The organism is Bacillus pretiosus (assembly GCF_051294775.1).
In the GTDB taxonomy this organism is placed as follows: Bacteria; Bacillota; Bacilli; order Bacillales; family Bacillaceae_G; genus Bacillus_A; species Bacillus_A wiedmannii.
The window spans coordinates 1-284 of record NZ_JBPPHF010000550.1; the positions used below are offsets into that span (position 1 = coordinate 1).

Annotated in this window: 1 protein-coding gene; it reads left to right on the forward strand. The window is 35.2% G+C overall.

All coding sequences use genetic code 11. From position 1 onward, the window contains the following. On the forward strand, positions 1–284 hold a 284-nt coding region (locus tag ACSG5Z_RS32115), incomplete at both ends, for a lyase family protein (RefSeq protein WP_435712972.1).

Sequence of the window (284 nt, forward strand, 5' to 3'; positions counted from 1 at the left end):
CTATTATGCCAGGTAAAGTAAATCCAACGCAAAGTGAAGCGTTAACGATGGTTGTAGCGCAAGTAATGGGAAATGACGCAACAATCGGATTTGCAGCGAGCCAAGGAAATTTTGAATTAAATGTATTTAAACCTGTTATTGCATATAACTTCTTACAATCTGCTCATCTATTAGCGGATGCAATTGTTTCATTTAATGATAATTGTGCAGGTGGTATTGAAGCAGATGAAGTAGTAATTAAAGAGATTGTGAATCGTTCTTTAATGGTTGTTACAGCATTAAAC